At 64.9% G+C, this 14,435-nt stretch carries 13 protein-coding genes; 2 read left to right on the top strand and 11 right to left on the bottom strand.

Going from position 1 to position 14,435, the window contains the following annotated elements; translation table 11 throughout:
• Window positions 1–19: 19 nt before the first annotated feature.
• From hydA to aptA, 6 genes are all read right to left on the bottom strand, one after another.
• On the bottom strand, window positions 20–1,471 hold the full coding sequence (gene hydA / locus IC608_RS12110; RefSeq protein ID WP_191775692.1) for a dihydropyrimidinase: 1,452 nt from the start codon (window positions 1,469–1,471) through the stop codon (window positions 20–22).
• The gene (locus tag IC608_RS12105) at window positions 1,468–1,986 is read right to left on the bottom strand and encodes a DUF559 domain-containing protein (RefSeq protein WP_191775690.1); all 519 of its coding nucleotides are present in this window, start codon (window positions 1,984–1,986) and stop codon (window positions 1,468–1,470) included. The genes hydA and IC608_RS12105 overlap by 4 nt, the downstream gene beginning before the upstream one ends.
• A gap of 153 nt (window positions 1,987–2,139) precedes the next feature.
• The gene (locus IC608_RS12100; RefSeq protein WP_191775688.1) at window positions 2,140–3,390 is read right to left on the bottom strand and encodes a Zn-dependent hydrolase; all 1,251 of its coding nucleotides are present in this window, start codon (window positions 3,388–3,390) and stop codon (window positions 2,140–2,142) included.
• A gap of 12 nt (window positions 3,391–3,402) precedes the next feature.
• Window positions 3,403–3,813, bottom strand: a complete 411-nt coding sequence (locus IC608_RS18355; RefSeq protein ID WP_345890906.1) for an endonuclease domain-containing protein — start codon at window positions 3,811–3,813, stop codon at window positions 3,403–3,405.
• Between the two features lie 141 nt (window positions 3,814–3,954).
• Entirely contained in the window at window positions 3,955–5,451 is a 1,497-nt protein-coding gene (locus IC608_RS12090) for a CoA-acylating methylmalonate-semialdehyde dehydrogenase (RefSeq protein WP_191775683.1), read from the bottom strand.
• Window positions 5,451–6,731 (bottom strand): omega-aminotransferase AptA, encoded by a 1,281-nt coding sequence (gene aptA, locus IC608_RS12085; protein WP_248306392.1) that lies wholly within the window; start codon window positions 6,729–6,731, stop codon window positions 5,451–5,453. The genes IC608_RS12090 and aptA overlap by 1 nt, the downstream gene beginning before the upstream one ends.
• A 178-nt stretch (window positions 6,732–6,909) precedes the next feature.
• Between aptA and IC608_RS12080 the strand changes: the two genes are divergently transcribed.
• Entirely contained in the window at window positions 6,910–7,620 is a 711-nt protein-coding gene (locus IC608_RS12080; RefSeq protein ID WP_191775679.1) for a TetR family transcriptional regulator C-terminal domain-containing protein, read from the top strand.
• Window positions 7,621–7,634: 14 nt separating this feature from the next.
• On the opposite strand, the gene IC608_RS12075 is transcribed toward IC608_RS12080, so the two are convergent.
• The gene (locus IC608_RS12075; protein ID WP_191775677.1) at window positions 7,635–8,348 is read right to left on the bottom strand and encodes a glutathione S-transferase; all 714 of its coding nucleotides are present in this window, start codon (window positions 8,346–8,348) and stop codon (window positions 7,635–7,637) included.
• 97 nt (window positions 8,349–8,445) lie between these two features.
• Between IC608_RS12075 and IC608_RS12070 the strand changes: the two genes are divergently transcribed.
• Window positions 8,446–9,045 carry a dihydrofolate reductase family protein gene (locus IC608_RS12070; RefSeq protein WP_248306364.1) on the top strand — a complete coding sequence of 200 codons (600 nt, stop codon included), beginning with the start codon at window positions 8,446–8,448 and terminating at the stop codon, window positions 9,043–9,045.
• Here IC608_RS12070 and tsaE read toward each other — a convergent pair.
• The 4 genes from tsaE to IC608_RS12050 form a co-directional block, all read right to left on the bottom strand.
• Window positions 9,027–9,482 (bottom strand): tRNA (adenosine(37)-N6)-threonylcarbamoyltransferase complex ATPase subunit type 1 TsaE, encoded by a 456-nt coding sequence (gene tsaE / locus IC608_RS12065; protein WP_191775675.1) that lies wholly within the window; start codon window positions 9,480–9,482, stop codon window positions 9,027–9,029. The two genes, IC608_RS12070 and tsaE, sit on opposite strands and share 19 nt — an antisense overlap.
• Window positions 9,483–9,569: 87 nt before the next feature.
• Window positions 9,570–11,993: an ATP-binding protein gene (locus IC608_RS12060; protein WP_191775673.1), complete on the bottom strand. Its 2,424-nt coding sequence runs from the start codon at window positions 11,991–11,993 to the stop codon at window positions 9,570–9,572.
• A gap of 382 nt (window positions 11,994–12,375) precedes the next feature.
• Complete coding sequence (gene ahcY, locus IC608_RS12055; protein ID WP_191775671.1) at window positions 12,376–13,776, bottom strand: adenosylhomocysteinase; 1,401 nt, start codon at window positions 13,774–13,776, stop codon at window positions 12,376–12,378.
• A 102-nt stretch (window positions 13,777–13,878) separates the two neighbouring features.
• Window positions 13,879–14,397: a DUF2937 family protein gene (locus tag IC608_RS12050; RefSeq protein ID WP_191775669.1), complete on the bottom strand. Its 519-nt coding sequence runs from the start codon at window positions 14,395–14,397 to the stop codon at window positions 13,879–13,881.
• Window positions 14,398–14,435 lie beyond the last annotated feature (38 nt).

Raw genomic sequence — 14,435 nt, 5'->3', positions numbered from 1 at the left:
ACGTTCACAGAACCGCCCATCAAACCCCCGTCGCCGGAATTCCAGACCGCTCCACCTTGCGCGGCGCGACGATCTCCTTCCATTGGCTGAGCGCCCTGTTCACAGGGTTTTTCGCTTCGCGCGCCACAAACTTGCCGTGGCCGGGCTCCGCCCGCATCTCGTTTTCCACCACCGACACCTTGCCGCGCGACAGCACGAACCGCGGCAGGCCGGTGACCTCGAAACCTTCGAAGACGTTGTAGTCGATCACCGACTGCTGCTTGCCCGCTGAAATGGTCTTCTTGGCCTTGGGGTCCCAGACCACGAGGTCGGCATCGGCCCCCACCAGCACCGCACCCTTTTTGGGATAGAGGTTGAGGATTTTGGCGATGTTGGTGGAGGTGACCGCCACGAACTCGTTCGGCGTCAGCCGGCCGGTGTTGACGCCCGCTGTCCAGAGCACCGGCAATCGGTCCTCAAGCCCGCCCGTGCCGTTGGGAATCTTGGCAAAATTGCCCACGCCCGTGCGCTTCTGCTCGGTGGTGAAGGCGCAATGGTCGGTCGCAACGCAGGAAAGCGAGCCCGCCTGCAGCCCGGCCCAGAGCGAATCCTGATGTTGCTTGTTGCGGAACGGCGGCGACATCACCCGTCGCGCCGCATGGTCCCAGTCTGGGTTGAAGTATTCGCTCTCGTCGAGGACCAGATGCTGGATCAGCGGCTCGCCATACACCCGCATGCCCTTCTGCCGCGCCCGGCGGATCGCCTCGTGCGCCTGCTCGCAGCTGGTGTGCACCACATAAAGCGGCACGCCGGCCATGTCCGCGATCATGATGGCGCGGTTGGTCGCTTCCCCCTCGACTTCGGGCGGCCGCGAATAGGCGTGGCCCTCCGGCCCGTTATTGCCTTCGGCCAAGAGTTTCTGCGTCATCGCCGCGACGACGTCGCCGTTCTCGGCATGCACCAGCGGCAGCGCGCCGAGCGCGGCGCAGCGCTGGAAGCTGGCGAACATCTCGTCGTCGTTCACCATCAGCGAGCCCTTATAGGCCATGAAATGCTTGAAGCTGGTGATGCCGCGATCCACCACCTCGGCCATCTCGTTGAACACCTGCTCCCCCCACCAGGTGATGGCCATGTGGAAGGAATAGTCGGTCGAGGCCTTGCCGGTCTTGTTGTCCCACATCTGGAGCGCTTCCAGCAGCGACTGGTCCGGATTGGGCAGGCAGAAATCCACCACCATCGTGGTGCCCCCCGCCAACGCCGCCCGCGTCCCGCTCTCGAAATCGTCGGCCGAATAGGTGCCCATGAACGGCATTTCGAGATGGGTGTGCGGATCGATGCCGCCCGGCATGACGAGACACCCGGTGGCATCGAGCACCTCGTCGCCCGAAAGGCCCTTGCCGATCTCGACGATGGTGCCGTTCTCGATTCTGACATCGGCCGCGTAGGAGAGATCCGCAGTGACGACCGTGCCGTTCTTGATGACTGTGCTCATGCTGTGTTCCCTTTGGTAAGCAAGGCCCCTTCATCCGTCTCGCCCTGCGGGCGAGCCACCTTCTCCCCGAGAGGGAGAAGAACGGATCGTGCCTGATTGAGAAAGTTGGCGCCGTCGGCAGCGCGCGCGCCTCTTCTTCCTCTCCCCCTCGGGGAGAGGGTGGCCGGAGCGAAGCGGAGGTCGGGTGAGGGGGACCCTTCGATCACCCGCAATATTGTCGACAGCACACCGTCCCGGTTGCTGAGCACTTCGTTGTTCCAGAAGCGCAGAACCGAATAGCCTTCCCGGTTCAGAAACGCAGTCCTCGCCTCGTCTGCGACACTATCCGCATGCTGCCCGCCATCGAGTTCAACGATCAACGCCGCCTCGCGGCAGGCGAAATCCGCGATGTACGATCCAACCGGCATCTGCCGTACGAACTTCAGTCCGTTCAAACCCCGGTTGCGCAGCACATACCAGAGCCGGTTTTCGGCTATGGAAGCGGCGCGGCGCAATTGGCGGGGGCGGGTGGTCACCTCGACACCCCCTCATCCGGCGCTGCGCGCCACCTTCTCCCCAAGAGGGAGAAGAATGGCCAAGCGTCCGACCTTATTCCTCTCCCTCTCGGGGAGAGGGTGGATCGCGCAGAGCGCGAGACGGGTGAGGGGGCTTTGCGCACCATCAGAATCTCACTCCACGATCCCAGCCGTCTCCACTACCGCGTGGAACAGCACATCCGCGCCTGCCGTCGCCCATTCCTTGGAAATCTCCTCGGCCTCGTTGTGCGACAGGCCATCGACGCAGGGGCACATGATCATGGCGGTGGGGGCGACGCGGTTGATCCAGCAGGCGTCGTGGCCAGCGCCCGAGACGATGTCGCGATGGGAGTAGCCAAGGCGTTCGGCGGCTTGCCGCACGGCGCTGACGCAGCCCGGGTCGAAGGTGACGGGGTCGAAATGCCCGACCGGCTCGATCTTGACGCCCAGTCCCAGTTCTTCCGCGATCCGCGCCGCCTCCGCCTCGATTTCCGAGCGCATGGACGTGAGCTTGCCCAGGTCCGGTGAGCGGATGTCGATGGTGAACACCGCCTTGCCCGGGATGACGTTGCGCGAATTGGGATAGACATTGGCCTGCCCCACCGCCCCCACGGCGTCGGGCTGGTGCGCCATGGCGATGCGGTGCACCGCTTCGGTGACCCGCGCCATGCCGAGACCGGCATTGACGCGCATGGTCATCGGCGTCGAACCGGTATGCGCGTCCTTGCCGGTCAGCGTCACCTCGAGCCACCAAAGGCCCTGCCCGTGGGTGACGACGCCGATATCCTTGCCTTCCGCTTCGAGGATCGGCCCCTGCTCGATATGAAGCTCGAACATGGCGTGGATCTTGCGCGCGCCCACCGCTTCCTCGCCCTTCCAGCCGATCCGTTCGAGTTCGTCGCCGAAGCGCTTGCCCTCGGCATCGGTGCGGTCATAGGCCCAGTCCTGCTCGTGCATGCCGGCAAAGACGCCCGAGGCCAGCATGGCCGGGGCAAAGCGGGTGCCTTCCTCGTTGGTCCAGTTGGTGACGACGATGGGGCGTCGGGTCTTGATGCCCAGATCGTTGAGCGTACGCACCAGCTCGAGCCCGCCCAGCACCCCCAACACACCGTCATATTTTCCGCCCGTCGGCTGGGTATCGAGATGGCTGCCGACATAGACCGGATCAAGGCTCGGATCCTCGCCTTCGCGGCGGGCAAACATGGTACCCATCTGGTCCACCCCCAGGGTGAGGCCGGCCTCGTCGCACCAGCGGGCAAAGAGCGCCCGGCCCTCCTTGTCGGCATCGGTCAGCGTCTGGCGATTGTTCCCGCCGGCGACCCCCGGCCCGATCTTGGCCATCTCCATCAGGCTCTCCCAGAGCCGATCGCCATTGATCCGAAGGTTTTCGCCGGGAGAGGTCATGGGTGTTACTCGTCAGGTTTGTTCGTGGACGAAAGACCCCTCACCCTGCCCCTCTCCCCGGAGGGGCGAGGGGACGCAGGAGCCGAGGGCCTTGTGGATCAGTTCAAGCACGGTGGGCGTGCTTTTCAAGATATCGTGGTTCCAGAAGCGCAGGATCGTATAACCCGCAGCGCGGATGGCGTTGTCGCGCACGGCATCGTGCTCAGGATTGTGCTGGCCGCCATCGGCTTCGATGACGAGCATCGCGTCGCGACAGACAAAGTCCGCATAGTATCGGTCGATCGGGTATTGGCGGACGAATTTGTAACCGCCGATGCGCCTGTCGCGAAGGAAAGACCAGAGCCGCTTTTCGGCGTCGGTCATCGTTGCTCGCAATGTGCGTGCCCGCTCGACCTGCGACGGTTGCGCCTTGACCCCTCTCACCCTGGAGGGGCGAGGGGACGCAGGAGCCGCTGGGCCTTTACCGGTACTTTCACCAGCGCCGCCACCATCGCCCCCTCGCCCCTCCGGGGAGAGGGTAGGGGTGAGGGGGGCGATGCTGGTGAATGTGCCCACCATGCGTCCCTACTTCACGCTCGGGAAGCTGAATTCGGCGCCGTTCTTGATGCCGGCGGGCCAGCGGGTGGTGACGGTCTTAAGGCGGGTGTAGAAATGGATGCCCTCGGGTCCGTAGATCGCGTGATCCCCGAACAGCGAGCGCTTCCAGCCGCCGAAGGAGTGGTAGGCGACCGGCACCGGGATGGGCACGTTGATGCCGACCATGCCCACCTCGATCTTGTCGGCGAAGTCGCGCGCGGCGTCGCCGTCGCGGGTGAAGATGGCGGTGCCGTTGGCGTATTCATGGCCATGGATCAACTCGACTGCGTCGGCGAAGCTGTCGCGGCGGACCACGGAGAGGACGGGACCGAAAATCTCGTCGCGGTAGATCGACATGTCCGGCTCGACATTGTCGAACAGCGTGCCCCCGACATAGTAGCCGTTCTCGTAGCCCTGGAGTTTGAAGCCCCGCCCGTCGACGACCAGCTTGGCGCCTTCCTCGACGCCCTTGTCGATATAGCCCAGGATCTTGTCGCGGTGCATTTTCGTGACCACAGGACCCATTTCGGCGTCTTTGTCAGTCGCCGGGCCAATCTTGAGCGCCTCGATGCGCGGCTTAAGCTTGTCGATCAGCGCATCGGCGGTCTGCTTGCCCACCGGCACGGCGACAGAAATGGCCATGCAGCGCTCGCCCGCCGACCCGTAGCCGGCGCCCATCAGCGCGTCGGCCGCCTGGTCGAGGTCGGCGTCGGGCATGATGATCATGTGGTTCTTGGCGCCGCCCAGCGCCTGCACGCGTTTGCCGGCCTTGGTGCCGCGCTGGTAGACGTATTCGGCGATCGGCGTCGAGCCGACAAAGCTCACCGCCTTGATGTCGGGGTGGTCGAGGATGCCGTCGACCGTCTCCTTGTCGCCATGCACGATGTTGAGGATGCCCTCGGGCAGCCCCGCCTCCATGAAGAGGTTCCAGGCCAGCATCGGGGCCGATGGATCGCGCTCGGAGGGCTTCAGAATGAAGGCGTTGCCGCAGGCGATGGCGGCCGGATACATCCACATCGGCACCATGGCGGGGAAGTTGAACGGCGTGATCCCGGCGACCACGCCGAGCGGTTGCCGGTCGGAATAGGTGTCGATGTTCGGCCCGACATTGCGCGAAAATTCGCCCTTCAAGAGGTGCGGGATGCCGCAGGCGAAATCCACGCAGTCGATGCCGCGCGCGACTTCCCCCAGCGCATCGTCGTGTACCTTGCCGTGCTCTTTCGAGATTTCGCGCGCCAGCTCGTCGGCATGCTGATCGAGCAGCGCCTTGAACCTGAACATGACGCGGGCCCGCTTCATCGGCGGCATGTTGCCCCAGGCGACCTGCGCCTTCTTGGCGTTGGCGACCGCCTCGTTCAGCTCATCGAGGGTGGATAACGGCAGCTCCGCCGACTGCTCGCCGGTGGCCGGATTGAACACAGGGACGCGACGGGTGGACGAGGAGACGTAGCGCTTGCCGCCCACGGCGTTTTCGATGGTCTGCATTACTGGATACTCCGCAGGGCGTTGCGCACGCCGTCGACGATTTCCCCGATCTGGCTTTCGCTGACGATGAGGGGCGGGCTGAGCGCGATGATATCGCCGGTGGTGCGGATCAAAAGCCCATTCTCATAGGCGTGGAGGAAGGCCGAGAACGCCCGCTTGGTTGGCTGGCCGGCGATGGGCTCGAGCTCGATGGCGCCGACGAGGCCGATATTGCGCACGTCGATCACATGCGGCTCTCCCCTGAGCGAATGGAGGCCATCTTCCCAGACCTTGGCCAACTCCGCCCCGCGGGTGAGTAGGCCCTCTTCCTTGTAGGTTTCGAGCGTCGCAAGGCCCGCCGCCGAGGCGATCGGATTGCCCGAATAGGTGTAGCCGTGGAAGAACTCGATGAGATGCTCCGGCCCGGTCATGAAGGCGTCGTGGATTTCCGAAGACACCAGCACCGCGCCCATCGGGATGACGCCATTGGTGAGGCCCTTGGCCGTCACCATGATGTCCGGCGTGACGCCGAAATAGTCGGCTCCGAACGGGGTGCCGAGGCGCCCATAGCCGGTGATCACCTCGTCGAAGATGAGGAGGATGCCGTGCTTCCTGGTGATTTCGCGCAGGCGCTTGAGGTAGTCCGGCGGCGGGATCAGCACGCCCGTGGAACCGGCCACCGGCTCGACGATGACGGCGGCGATGGTTGAGGCATCGTGCAGCGTCACGATGCGCTCGAGCTCGTCCGCCAGCTCCGCGCCATGCGCCGGCAGGCCACGCGAGAAGGCGTTCTTGCTCAGATTATGCGTGTGCGGCATGTGATCGACGCCGGTCAGCAGGGTGCCGAACATCTTGCGGTTGGTGACGATGCCGCCCACCGAGATGCCGCCGAAATTGACGCCATGGTAGCCGCGCTCGCGCCCGATCAGGCGAGTGCGCGAGCCCTGGCCTTTTTGCTTTTGATAGGCCAGCGCCACCTTGAGCGCGGTTTCCACCGATTCCGAGCCCGAATTGGTGAAGAGCACATGGTTGAGCCCCTCGGGGGCGATGTCGACGATGCGGTTGGCCAGCTCGAAGGCCTTGGGATGGCCCATCTGGAAGGCCGGCGCGTAATCGAGCTCGGCGGCCTGATTGGCGATCGCCTCGACGATCTTCGGCCGCGCATGGCCGGCATTGACGCACCACAGGCCCGCCGTGCCGTCGAGCACCTGGCGGCCGTCGCTGGTGGTGTAGTGCATGTCCTTGGCCGCCACGAACAGGCGCGGGTTCTGCTTGAACTGGCGGTTCGCAGTAAACGGCATCCAGAACGCACCAAGGTCGTTCGGCACCACGGATGGGGATGAAGTCACGGCCCTCTCGCTCCCAAAATTACCTGACGATGCTGGTCCCATTTATTGGTGCTTGACGGGAGATCGTGGTACCAAGATTTTTGACCAGTTGGAAAAATCTAGCACGCGCAACCGATCCCGCAAGACGAAAATGGCACCCTCGAAAGTGAAATCGGCCGAGGCCCCCGTGCCGGCCGCCGGCCGCCCGAAAAAGCCCAAGGCCACCGCACGCCCGCTGACCCGCATCCAGCGCGAGAAGCAGGACACGATCCTCGAGGCGGCGCTGGAGGTATTCTCGGCGCATGGTTTCAGGGGCGCCACCATCGACCAGATCGCCGAGGTCGCCGGCATGAGCAAGCCCAACCTGCTCTATTATTTTCCCAGGAAGGAAGAGATCTACCGCCGGCTGATTTCAGAGCTGCTGGTCACCTGGCTCGCCCCGCTGCGCGAAATGGACGAGGAGGGGGACCCCTTCACCGAAATCCGCTCCTACATTCGCCGCAAGCTGGAAATGGCGCGTGACTTCCCGCGGGAGTCTCGCCTGTTTGCCAACGAGATGCTGCGCGGAGCGCCGCACATCGAGGACATGATCGCCATCGACCTCAAGGCGCTGGTCGATGAAAAAGCCAAGGTGCTTCTCGCCTGGATGGAGCAGGGCAAGATCGCGCGCACCGACCCCTACCACCTCATCTTCTCGATCTGGGCGACGACGCAGCACTATGCCGATTTCGACGTGCAGGTGCGCGCCGTGCTGGGCAAGGATCGAGGTGGGGAGGGGCGTTTTGAAGACGCCGCGCGATACCTCGAGCATCTCTTCATGCACGGGCTGACGCCGCGCCCGCACTCCGGCAGCACCACGTGACGAAATGATCTCGTTCAGGCCGCCCCGTCGAGTTCGGGATAGTGGCGGAAGAGGTCGTCCTCGCTGTTGGGCAGACGCCGGTCGCTCGCCAGATAGACCTTGATGCGCGGGCGCTCGGCGATACGGGCCACGAGGGCGCGGACCTTGGGGTAACCGCCGCCGACCCGCGCCATGAGCCTGGGGAACCCGTAGTCGAGACCGCTCATCACCTGGAACAGGGAGAGGTCGGCATAGGTCAGGCTGTCCCCGACCAGGAAGGCGTCGCCTGCAGGATTGCGCTCGAGGATGGTTTCGAACCAGGTGAGGAATTTGGGCACGCGCGCCTCACGAAATTCGCCGGCCCGGCGCCGCGCCTCCGGCTTCTGCTCCTCGTAATATTTTTCGGCGCCTACCGGATGGTGCACGTCATGCGCTTCGAGCACGAAATCGGCGATGGTGAGCTGAATCTGATGCGTCCAGAGCTTTAGCCGCTCCTCTGCGGGCGCCAGACCAAGCCGACCGCCGAGATAGAGCAGGATCGCCGCCGTCTGCCCGACCACCACGTCGCCGTCCCGGAGGAAGGGGGGCGCGAAGCTGGGCGTCGCGACGGTCCTCGAGAAGTCCGCGATCGCCCGGTCGCCGCGCTCGCGCGCCACATCCACATAGTCGGCCCCCGCCTCTTCGAGCGCCAGCCGCACATATTCGCCGCGGCCCTGAATGCCGGTCCAGTAGTAGAGTTCGTAAGCCATGGGAGCCGCAATGCGCGGGGCCGGCAGGCCGTTCCCGTTTGACAGGGGGCCCGGCCAAACTTACGTCTTGAAGACCTTGATGCTCGGGATGACACCGATGGCCCAACAGGTCTCTGCTCATATGATGCTGACCCTCGACGGGTTCGGCACCGGTCTTGGTCAGTCGCGCGAGCGTCCCTTCGGCACCATCGATCCACGGCAGCTCGCGCGCTGGATGTTCGAGGATGGCGACAACAACCGGGACGAAATTGCCGCGGTCACCGATTATGGCGCCTTCATCATGGGGCGAAACATGTTTGCGGCCCCGGGCGATGATGCCTGGGAGCCCGAATGGACCGGGTGGTGGGGCCGCAACCCGCCCTACCATGCGCCGGTCTTCGTGCTGACCCACCACGCGCGACCCTCTCTGCCCATGGAGGGTGGCACCGTCTTCCACTTCGTTACCGAGGGGCCCGAAGTGGCCCTCGCCCGGGCCCGCGAGGCCGCGGGCGAACGCAATGTCTCGATCGCGGGGGGCGTCTCGACCCTGCGCAACTATCTCAACGCCGGGGCCGTGGACACGCTTCACCTCAAGATCGTGCCGATGCTCGCCGGACAAGGCGAGCGGCTGTGGGATGGCCTCGAGGCGACGCTCGAACCGATCGGGGCTCGCCACTCGCGGTTCGCCACCCACATCGATTACAGGGTTTCGGCCTGAGTACCCTTGCCGGGCGGGACGAGAACGGCGTTCCGTCCAACTCCTCCGGCCGGAATGGAGAGGAGGACGCGCAGTGTGCTGCGCGAAACCACCTCCGGCGATCGCTCCGCCCACTCCACCAGCACGATGGCCTCGGGCGTATCGAGCAATCCCAACTCGTCGACCTCGGCCGGCGATCCGATGCGATAAAGATCGGCGTGCAGCACCGGCCCGCGCGGCGTATCGTAGGGCTGCACCAGCGCAAAGGTTGGCGAGGGCACGTCGAGCCCGTCGTCGGCCGCAAGGGCCCGGACGATGGCCCGCGCCAGCGCCGTCTTGCCCGCTCCAAGATCGCCTTCGAGGCTCACGATATCGCCAGGCGCCAGCTGCTCGGCCAGCCGGGCGCCGAACGCCACGGTTGCCGCGTCGTCCGCGAGAAACACTTCGCTAGGGTTCATGCCTGGCTCCCGATCATCCGTCAGGCTTGATAGAGCGTCGCGCGCCGAGCCTCAAGCTTGGGGGCAGGGCGCGTGCCCTGCACCATCCTATTCCGCCACGCCGCGCAGTGCGCTGTCCATGGGCAGGTTGATGATGATGCGGCTGCCCCGCGGCTCGCGCCGCTCTGCCGAGATTGTGCCGCCATGCATGTTGACGAAGGTGCGCACGATGGAGAGCCCGAGGCCTGCACCGCGCTGGCGGCCGTTGGAGGCCGGCGTATCGAGGCGCGTGAGGATGGCCGCCTTCATTTCGTCGCTGAGGCCCGGGCCTTCATCTTCGATGACGAACAGCATGCGATCGGGGCGATGGGAGGCGGAGAGACGGATTTCCCCGCCCGGTGGGGAAAAGCGCGCCGCATTGGACAACAGATTGTAGAGCACCTGCACCAGCCGCGTGCCGTCGGCCACGAAGGGGGGCATGTCGGGCTCGATGTCGACCACCAGATGCGGCGCCTCGGCCGAGACTTCCGGGAAGCTGGCGATCAGGCCGGCGCGGGCTTTTTCGATGAGCGCCCCAACGTCGAGCAGTTCGGGGTTGAGTTCGGCAATGCCGGCATCGACCGAGGCGAGATCGAGGATGTTGTCGATCAGCACGCCCAGCGTGACCGACGAGGCGCGAATGTAGTCGATATAGGATCTCTGCCGCTCGTTGAGGCTCTGCCCCTCGGTTGCGGCCAGAAGGTCGGCAAAGCCGATGATGTTGGTGAGGGGCGAGCGCAACTCGTAGGAGACGTTCTCGATGAAGGCGTCCTTGAGCCGGTCCGCCGCGACCAGCGCATCGTTGCGCTCCTTGAGGACCTTGGAATAGCTCGCGCTCTCGGTGACATCGAGGAAGGTCATCATGGTCTGCCCGTCGGGCAGGCGGGTGATGGCATAATCGAGCAGGCGCCCGTCGGAGCGGCTGATGCGGCCGGTCTGGTCGGTACGCGTGGGATTGAGGTCGATGATGCCGCGCTTGAGGTCGCGCCAGATCTTGGCCCCATCCTCGGGAATGGCCCGGCCCGAGACTTCCGCGATCTGGTCGATATGCGGATTGCTGCCCAGCGTGTTCATCGGCAGCTTCCAGAGCGCTGAAAGACGCGGGTTGGACAGCGTCAGCCGGCCATTGGTGCCGAACACGGCCACCGCTTCGCTCAGAGCGTTGATGCTCTCGCGCAGCACATTGGTGAAGGCCTTGTTGGTGGATTCGAGCTCGAGCCGCTCGGTCAGGTCTTCAAAGACATAGATCACGCCGCCCTTGGGGCTGGCGGGCGCCGAGATGACCTTGATGGTGCGGCCGTCCGGCAGGTGCCAGGGTTCGGCCTCGTGGGGTTCGGTGCGGCTATAGCTCTCGAGATGCCTGGTGCGCCAGGTGTGGTAGTCCACCTGGTTGGGCAGCATGCCCTCGGTGCGGAGCTTGTCGAGAATGGCGCGCTCATCGAGCCCGAGGGTGAGGAATTTGCGGTCGAGATGCCAGAGGCTGGCGTAGGCCTGATTGAACTGCACCAGTTCGCGCCGGCCATTGAAGATGGCGATGGGCGTGCCCAGCGCGTCGATGATGCCCGAAATGTGCGTCATCGCCCCTTCGCCCGCACGGGCAGCGTCCATCTTGGGGCGCAGATAGCCTGCGCGGCCCCCGGCGATGGGAAACTCGAGCAGCTCGAACTGGCCTTGGCCGGCGATGTCCAGGGTCTGCGAAACCGGCTCATCGGCCCGGGCGCAGGCGGCAAGGTGGGCCTTGAGCTGCGCGCCATCGAGCAGTTCGGCGGGCTGGTCCTCGCGGCCGGGGCGGCCGATCGTGGCGGCCAGCGACAGGTAGGGGCCGTTGGCAAAGATCAGTCGGTCGCTGCCGTCGCGCAGGTAGGCGGGCTTGGAGAGCAGTCCCAGAATGGTGCGGACGCTGCGTGTATCGGTTTCGGGAGCAGCATTGGACGCACTGGCCGGCTCGGCCGGGTCCGCCTGGAAAAAGGCCGGCCTTAAACGGATGGCAGCACCGGCGCCGGTGACCCAGCCGCTGGCGCGGATGATGCGGCCCTCCAGCGTCGCCAGGCTGGTGGAAAAGGCGTGGCCATGCATGCGCAGGTCATCGAGCAGGCGGGCCAGCTTGTTGGCATCGGCGGCGCCTAGCCAGCTGTTGAAGTTGAGCGCGCTTTGCGGCTGCCGGCCTACCGGCAGGACGGCGGAGGCCTGCCCCAGGAAACGAGGCTGCCCCTGGGACTGCTCGGTCCAGAGCACGGTCAGTTCGCGCCCGCCGGCGATCAGGTTTTCGTATTCGTCCACCAGGGCCCGAAGGCTGGCGATCTGTTCGGCAGCGCGCGCCTCGTTCTGGCGGCTCTCCCGGAGTGCCCGGCGCATCAGGGCCAGCCCGATGAGGGCAACGCCACCAGCGCCCAGGGCGACGGCCAGCGGAGCCACCATGCCCATCGACGCCTTGGAGAAGCCCTGTGCCAGCGCTGGGACGGCGGTGACAAGGGTAAGGGGCGCTGCGCTCAAAGCTGCGAATCCCCATTGTTTCCGGGGCCGGACCGGCGCCATGGATTGCCCTCGTCTGTTGTTGTCGCAAGTGAACTATCCGGCCCGAAAGGCCGGTACTGGCACAGAAACAGGGCGGCCAACACTGGCCTCGCTACGCGATTCCGACTGCCCCAACCGGCCGCGTGTCCCCCCACGGCCCGAATCACTCTGACCATACCGGTCGCTGGAATCGCGAAAAAGAGTCTTCCTGCCTGTGCTTTGCGGGCAAAGCAGCAAAGCAGTGCTTGACGGCGAACGAAGCAGGAACGTTTAAAAAGTGTAAACGTCGTCGTCTTTGCACCGAAAAGAAGGGCCCGCGCTGCCGGCGCGGGCCCTGTTGTTCTCAAGAACCGGATTGGCCTTAGTAGCGATACTCGCTCGACTTGAACGGACCTTCGACCGAGACACCGATATAGTCAGCCTGCTTTTCGGTGAGCTTGGTGAGCTTGGCCCCGAGCTTGGCCAGGTGCAGTTCGGCGACCTTCTCGTCGAGATGCTTGGGCAGCACGTGCACGCGCTTTTCGAGCCGGTCGCCATTGGTCCAGAGTTCGATCTGGGCAAGGGTCTGATTGGAGAAGCTGGCCGACATCACGAAGCTCGGGTGGCCCGTGGCGTTGCCGAGGTTGACGAGGCGCCCCTCGGAGAGAAGGATCAGCCGGTTGCCATTGGGCTGCTCGATCATGTCCACCTGCGGCTTCACATTGGTCCACTTGAAATTGCGCAGGCCCAGCACGTCGATCTCGTTGTCGAAGTGCCCGATATTGCAGACGATGGCCATGTCCTTGAGCTTGCGCATGTCATCGACCATGAGGACATCGCGGTTGCCCGTAGCGGTCACCACGATATCCGCACGCGGCGCCGCCTCTTCGAGCGTCACCACCTCAAAGCCTTCCATGGCCGCCTGCAGCGCGCAGATGGGATCGACTTCGGTCACCAGAACGCGGGCCCCGGCGCCGCGCAGCGATTCTGCCGAACCCTTGCCCACGTCGCCATAGCCGCAAACGATCGCCACCTTGCCGGCCAGCATGACGTCGGTGCCGCGGCGGATGGCGTCCACTAGGCTCTCGCGCGTGCCGTACTTGTTGTCGAACTTCGACTTGGTGACGCTGTCGTTGACGTTGATGGCGGGGAACGGCAGTTCGCCGCGCGCATGGAGCTGATAAAGCCGCATCACGCCCGTGGTGGTCTCTTCCGAGACGCCCTTGATGGCGGCGCGGATGCGCGAATAGAAATTCGGATGTGTCGCAAGGCGCTTCCGGATGGTGGCAAAGAAGATCTCTTCTTCCTCGTTGCCAGGCTTATCGAGGACGGAAGGATCGGTCTCTGCCTTGGCGCCCGTCAGGACCAGCATGGTGGCGTCGCCGCCATCGTCCAGGATTAGGTTGGGCGTGCCGCCATCGCCCCACTCCATCATGCGGTCGGTGAAGGCCCAATATTCCTCGAGCGTCTCGCCCTTGTGCGCAAAGACCGGCACGCCGGCCGCCGCGATGGCCGCCGCGGCATGATCCTGGGTCGAGAAGATGTTGCACGAGACCCAGCGCACATCGGCGCCCAGCGCCACCAGCGTCTCGATCAGCACGGCGGTCTGCACCGTCATGTGCAACGAACCAGCGATGCGCGCGCCCTTGAGCGGCTGGCTGGCCGCATATTCGGCCCGGATCGCCATCAGGCCCGGCATCTCGATTTCGGCAATGGTGATTTCCTTGCGGCCATAGTCGGCAAGGGAAATGTCCTTGACCGCGTAGTCGGTCGGGCTGGGCATGGTTGAACTCCGAAAAGGGGAAAAGTCGTTGCCCCTCCTATACGGAAAGCACCCCGATGGATCAATGCGAGATATAAAGCTTTGTTTATATCCCTAACCGGATCAGTAGCCCGGAGAGCGACGAATGCGGTTGCGCCGGCCGAATGGCAGGGCAAAGAACCGCAGCAGGCCGGAGATCAGGAGGTAGCCGAGGATGAAGCCGCCCCCGGCGTAGAGCACGCCTTCCACGGTCATCGGCACCGCCGGGCGGTAGGCTTCGAGCGTACGCCGGCCGATATCGCTGTCGAGATAGGCGGGCAGATTGGCCAGGCGCGTCGCAGGGTCGGCTCCCTCGATCTCGGCCAGGGTCTGGCTGAGCCGCTCGAAACGCTGGAACGTGGCGGTCATCGAGGTGCCGCGTCCGGCAAGAAACTCGTCATTGGAGGCGTTGTAGCGCCCCAGGGCCTGCGTCCGGTCGAGCCCACCCGCCTCGGCCGCCCGGTCGAAATCGGTGGTGATGACGCGCAACTCATCCACCGCGCCGCCGAGGCGCTGCGTATACTGCTGGGCGTATTCGGGAAACTGGCTCAGCACCGCAGCCAGGCCGATGCCCCCGATCCCTGCCACCATCCGCCGCCACATGCCGGGCCTCCCTTCGACCGAAGCACTATCGGGGCCAA

Source organism: Devosia oryzisoli, assembly GCF_014837245.1.
Taxonomy (GTDB): Bacteria; Pseudomonadota; Alphaproteobacteria; order Rhizobiales; family Devosiaceae; genus Devosia; species Devosia oryzisoli.
The sequence above is the reverse complement of the archived record's forward strand: the minus strand, read 5'-3'. Positions and strand labels throughout refer to the sequence as shown.

Excerpts from the sequence above, each read along its gene's own strand:
- IC608_RS12075 (WP_191775677.1), bottom strand. The coding sequence starts at position 8,348 with ATGGCTTACGAACTCTACTACTGGACCGGCATTCAGGGCCGCGGCGAA.
- IC608_RS12070 (WP_248306364.1), top strand. The coding sequence starts at position 8,446 with ATGGCCCAACAGGTCTCTGCTCATATGATGCTGACCCTCGACGGGTTC.
- aptA (WP_248306392.1), bottom strand. The coding sequence starts at position 6,731 with ATGCCGTTTACTGCGAACCGCCAGTTCAAGCAGAACCCGCGCCTGTTC.
- IC608_RS12080 (WP_191775679.1), top strand. The coding sequence starts at position 6,910 with ATGGCACCCTCGAAAGTGAAATCGGCCGAGGCCCCCGTGCCGGCCGCC.
- ahcY (WP_191775671.1), bottom strand. The coding sequence starts at position 13,776 with ATGCCCAGCCCGACCGACTACGCGGTCAAGGACATTTCCCTTGCCGAC.
- IC608_RS12090 (WP_191775683.1), bottom strand. The coding sequence starts at position 5,451 with ATGCAGACCATCGAAAACGCCGTGGGCGGCAAGCGCTACGTCTCCTCG.
- hydA (WP_191775692.1), bottom strand. The coding sequence starts at position 1,471 with ATGAGCACAGTCATCAAGAACGGCACGGTCGTCACTGCGGATCTCTCC.
- tsaE (WP_191775675.1), bottom strand. The coding sequence starts at position 9,482 with ATGAACCCTAGCGAAGTGTTTCTCGCGGACGACGCGGCAACCGTGGCG.
- IC608_RS12100 (WP_191775688.1), bottom strand. The coding sequence starts at position 3,390 with ATGACCTCTCCCGGCGAAAACCTTCGGATCAATGGCGATCGGCTCTGG.
- IC608_RS12050 (WP_191775669.1), bottom strand. The coding sequence starts at position 14,397 with ATGTGGCGGCGGATGGTGGCAGGGATCGGGGGCATCGGCCTGGCTGCG.